This window comes from Actinomyces sp. HMSC075C01, assembly GCF_001812965.1.
GTDB lineage: Bacteria > Actinomycetota > Actinomycetes > Actinomycetales > Actinomycetaceae > Actinomyces > Actinomyces acetigenes.
Genome location: NZ_KV810947.1, coordinates 1 through 3,992, shown reverse-complemented (window position 1 = coordinate 3,992; position 3,992 = coordinate 1). Strand labels below are relative to the sequence as shown.

Genomic DNA, 3,992 nt, shown 5'->3' with positions numbered 1-3,992 from the left:
AATCATATTCACCTACACCCCATGAATAAGCCTCCAGGTCTTGCCGTGCCACCGCAGCCACAGCCCCGTCTCCCAACGGCGACACAATTCTCAACGCTTCTCCGTGCTTCTCCCACGAGAGCGGAGCGCCGAGAATCTCGGCGTAGACACCGTTGCGCAGAATGGTCCATGTCATGCCGCTGGCCATGATGATTCGCTCCGTGACCCGGTGCGGCAGCGCCATTGACAGGTGGTCGCCCGCGCCGGTGAGGCTCGTGTAGACGAGATGGGAGACGCCATCGCGCACCGCGATCTCAACGGCTGCGCGGTTGAAGGCGACCTGCCGGTCGTCCTCCTGCGCCCCGGCAGGCACCAGTAGCAGAGTGTCGACGCCGTTGAAATCCAGGCTGTCCGGGATGCTGAAGTCAACATGCCGTTGCCCCGCCGACGGCGTGCGGCTGCCACCCACCGCCGGAATGCCGCGAGCGCGCAGCTCCGCCAGGACGGCTGAGGAGAACCGTCCGCTCGCACCGGTCACCATGATCATGAGTAGGCTCCTTCAGACTCAACCGCGCTCCGGAAACCGGCTCCCGCGGCCACCGAACCTTCTGCGCATGAGCCTGAGGCATCGTGCACGCACCTACAAGGAGGCAGTTTCTTGTCACCGACGCACAGCGATGTGACCACCGGCAATCCCAATCCGGCACCTCTGGAGCGCTGCACCCGGGCACACCGCGAGGATCCTGGCATCCGGGCGGTTCATGACCGACTGGGGGACAAGTGGTCCCTGCTGGTCATCGCGGAGTTGACGCGTGGTCCGCTGCGTTTCCGTCAGCTGCAGCGCGCCGTCGGCGGCGTCTCCCAGCGCATGCTCACCCTGACGGTGCGGCGTCTGGAGCGCGACGGGCTGGTGCACCGCACGGTCTACCCCACGGTTCCCGCCCAGGTCGACTACCAGCTCACCGAGATGGGGACGAGCCTGACGCTTCTGCTGGGGGCCTTGGCCGACTGGTCGCTGGCGCACCGGGAGGACATCGCCCGGGCCCAGACCGATTACGACCGCACTCACCCAGGCAGGCCCGTGCGTTAGATCGTGGCGTGAGCCTCCCACGCGGACGAGCACCCCGACCTCACCCCAGGGAGGAGCCGGGGCGCGCGCCGTCGTCCGTAGGGTGGAGGGCCACCTCCCACGAATCGTTCCAACGACGCTCACACTCACTGAGCGCCGCCTCCTAACCTGATCGCATGAGCGCAAGGCGGTCAAGGCGGCATCTGCCGGCTCCGCACCTGTGATGAACGCCGACTCGTCGGCCCCACCACCCCGCGCCTCAGAAAACCCGACACCCCTGCACCACGAGAGGAAGCCACCCCATGAGCACCCCCTGGTTCCTCCCCGCTCCGCTGGTCGACGTCGCCGCCCTGGCACTGTGGTGGGGGCTCCTCAAGCTCTCGCGACGCCGCGACAACCGCCGGCTGCGCAACGGAATCCTGTTTCTGCTCCTGGCCGGCTCCACGGTCAGAGCACTGCTCCACCTGGCCTCCCTCATCCCCGCTCTCTCGATCCCGGTTGGACTGGGCAGCGTCGCTTTCTTCCTGCTCATCGCCCTCATGCCGTTCCTGCTCATGTTCAACGGCGTCGTCCTCATCCGCCGCGAGGGCCGGCGCCTGAGCAACCTGCTGTGCCTGGCGGCCGGCTTGGGACTCATCGCCACGCCGATGGCCGCCGTCGCCCTCGTGGCCACCGCCAGCCCCTGGACCCTGCTGGTCGCCGCCCTCATGTTCTGCGCCTGCGCCTACCTGGGCGTCTTCCTCCTCATCTTCCTGGGCCAGACGGCGGTGCAGCGGATCTGGGGCGGGCGCCGGGCGGTGCCGCACCCCGACGTCGTCGTGGTCCATGGCGCCGGACTCATCAACGGGAAGGTCGGGCCGCTGCTGGGCTCGCGGATCAAGGGCGGCATCGAGGCCTGGCACGACGAGGAGGCTCTGCGCCCCGGCGTGCCGCTGCTGGTCATGAGCGGCGGACAGGGCGCCGACGAGCCGACCAGCGAGGCGCGCGCCATGGCCGACTACGCGATTGCCCGCGGCGTCCCGCCTGAGCGGATTCTCCTGGAGGACCGCTCGACGACGACCCGCACGAACATCTCCTACACGCGCGACCTCCTGGCCGAGCGCGGCATGACGGACCCGCAAGTGCTGCTGGTGACGAGCTCCTTCCACGCGGTGCGCACCGCGATCCTGGCCTCCGACATGGGGGTGCCGTGGGCGGTCGCGCCGGCGCGCACGGCCTGGTTCTACATCGTCAACGCCTGGCTGCGCGAGTACGTCGCCGTGCTGACCTACCGGCGCCGCCCCGCCCTGGCCTGCGCCGCCGTCGCCGGGGTCTTCGCCGTGCTGTACGCGCTGCTGGTCCTCGGTGCGCAGACGGGGCATATCGGCTGAGTGAGGCGGCCTTTCCCGCCCAAGAATTTCAGAACGAGTGTTCTTGACCGACCGTTCCAGAACGTCTATTCTGGATTCATGGGACGACGACGCACCTTCATCGAGAGCGAGGCCATCGGCTCCGCCACGGCGGTCTTCGCCGAGCGCGGTTTCGCGGGAGCCTCCGTGGACGACCTGGTGCGGGCCACCGGCGTCAACCGCGCCAGCCTCTACGGGGTCTTCGGCTCCAAGGACGGGCTCTTCCAGCGCTGCCTCACCGAGGCACTGGCCGCTTTGAGCGCTGCAGCCGCCCCCGGGGATTCCGCCGACGCCGCAGAGGCGGGACGCGAGGAGCTCGACCTGGTCCTTGTGGCGCTCATGGAGCTCGCCCCCGGGGACGCGGCCGTGCGCGAGGCCCTCGAGGTCGCCCTGGACCGGGCGGAGATCACCGCTGAGGCGCTGGGCCGGCGCCTGCTGGAGCGGGCCGGCGCTGCGACGTCGAGCTCGGCCTCATCAGCCCCGACGGCATCGGCCTCACCGCCGACGTAGTCCACCCCAGTCCCGCGCTCACCTGCCAGACCGCGACCCCACGACCACCCAACCGACCTGCCCACGAGAGGAGCAGACATCATGAGCCGCAACACCGTCACCATCACCGACACCACCTTGAGCGTTGAGCCGCACGGGCTGGACAAGATGTGGTCCTACACCTCCCGACTGGAGTTCCCGCTCGCGCACGTGCGCGGCGCTACGCACGACCCCGGCCTGCGTCACGAGCCCAAGGGCTGGCGCGGGCCCGGACTGCAGGCGGGCAGCAAGCTCTCCGGAACCTTCCACGCCGAGGGCACGGCGCAGTTCTGGAACATCTCCGGTTACGAGAACACGCTGGTCGTCACCCTGGAGGACGAGCGCTTCACGCACCTCTACCTCACAGTCGACGACCCCACCGGCCTGGCCGCACAGATCAACGCCGCCATCCGCCCCGCCCAGGCGTGAGCCCAGGTGCCGAACCGCTGCCTCATCCAGGCAGCGGCTCGGCACCACACGCCCTAACACCCTCGCACGCGAGGGGGCAGACCGCCTCCAGTCGACTGACTCAACCAGATTGCTTCAGCCCCACCTTCTTTGAGGACCTCCAGGTCCGCCAGCAGGCGACCCCGACCAACAGAACCAGCGGCCCGATGACGCCTGTCGCTGAGCCGGCGTTCGTCCACACCGCTATCAAGGGCAGCGGCACGAGGAGAAGCGCCGCCCCGACAGCTGCGGCGAAGGACTTTGAGTGGAGTGCCATCAATGCGCAGGCAATGACGGCAACGGACGCCAGCGACAAGACTCTTCCCGGACCCGACCAGTTAACAGCAACAAATACCGCAGCAAAAACAATGACGATGGCATACGTCAGCGCGGCACTCAAGCTGCTGTTCTCTCGCAATCCATACATCCCCATCAAGCAAACGCGGTGACTACTCTTCAGCGAACAAGCGCCCACCAGCCAGCACTCCCCAGCCATCCTGACCCTTCAGGAATGACCGAGAAACTTCCCACACCTCACTAAATAAGTTGGAGTGCGTGGTGTTTCTCGGACTGGGGGAGTT

Annotated in this window: 6 protein-coding genes; 5 read left to right on the top strand and 1 reads right to left on the bottom strand. The window is 67.8% G+C overall.

Annotated elements, in window-relative coordinates:
- Positions 1 to 526 (bottom strand): NAD(P)H-binding protein (locus HMPREF2883_RS02025; RefSeq protein WP_176747114.1); only part of this gene is annotated, 526 nt, incomplete at its 3' end.
- A gap of 111 nt (positions 527 to 637) precedes the next feature.
- Here HMPREF2883_RS02025 and HMPREF2883_RS02020 point away from each other — a divergent pair.
- From HMPREF2883_RS02020 to HMPREF2883_RS14985, 5 genes are all read left to right on the top strand, one after another.
- Positions 638 to 1,069, top strand: coding sequence for a winged helix-turn-helix transcriptional regulator (locus HMPREF2883_RS02020; protein WP_070658719.1), 432 nt, complete (start codon positions 638 to 640; stop codon positions 1,067 to 1,069).
- Between the two features lie 281 nt (positions 1,070 to 1,350).
- Positions 1,351 to 2,418 carry a YdcF family protein gene (locus HMPREF2883_RS02015; protein WP_070658716.1) on the top strand — a complete coding sequence of 356 codons (1,068 nt, stop codon included), beginning with the start codon at positions 1,351 to 1,353 and terminating at the stop codon, positions 2,416 to 2,418.
- Positions 2,419 to 2,496: 78 nt separating this feature from the next.
- Complete coding sequence (locus HMPREF2883_RS02010) at positions 2,497 to 2,946, top strand: TetR/AcrR family transcriptional regulator (RefSeq protein ID WP_070658714.1); 450 nt, start codon at positions 2,497 to 2,499, stop codon at positions 2,944 to 2,946.
- A gap of 81 nt (positions 2,947 to 3,027) precedes the next feature.
- Positions 3,028 to 3,393 (top strand): hypothetical protein, encoded by a 366-nt coding sequence (locus HMPREF2883_RS02005; protein ID WP_070658712.1) that lies wholly within the window; start codon positions 3,028 to 3,030, stop codon positions 3,391 to 3,393.
- A gap of 185 nt (positions 3,394 to 3,578) precedes the next feature.
- Positions 3,579 to 3,860 carry a hypothetical protein gene (locus HMPREF2883_RS14985; protein WP_176747113.1) on the top strand — a complete coding sequence of 94 codons (282 nt, stop codon included), beginning with the start codon at positions 3,579 to 3,581 and terminating at the stop codon, positions 3,858 to 3,860.
- Positions 3,861 to 3,992 lie beyond the last annotated feature (132 nt).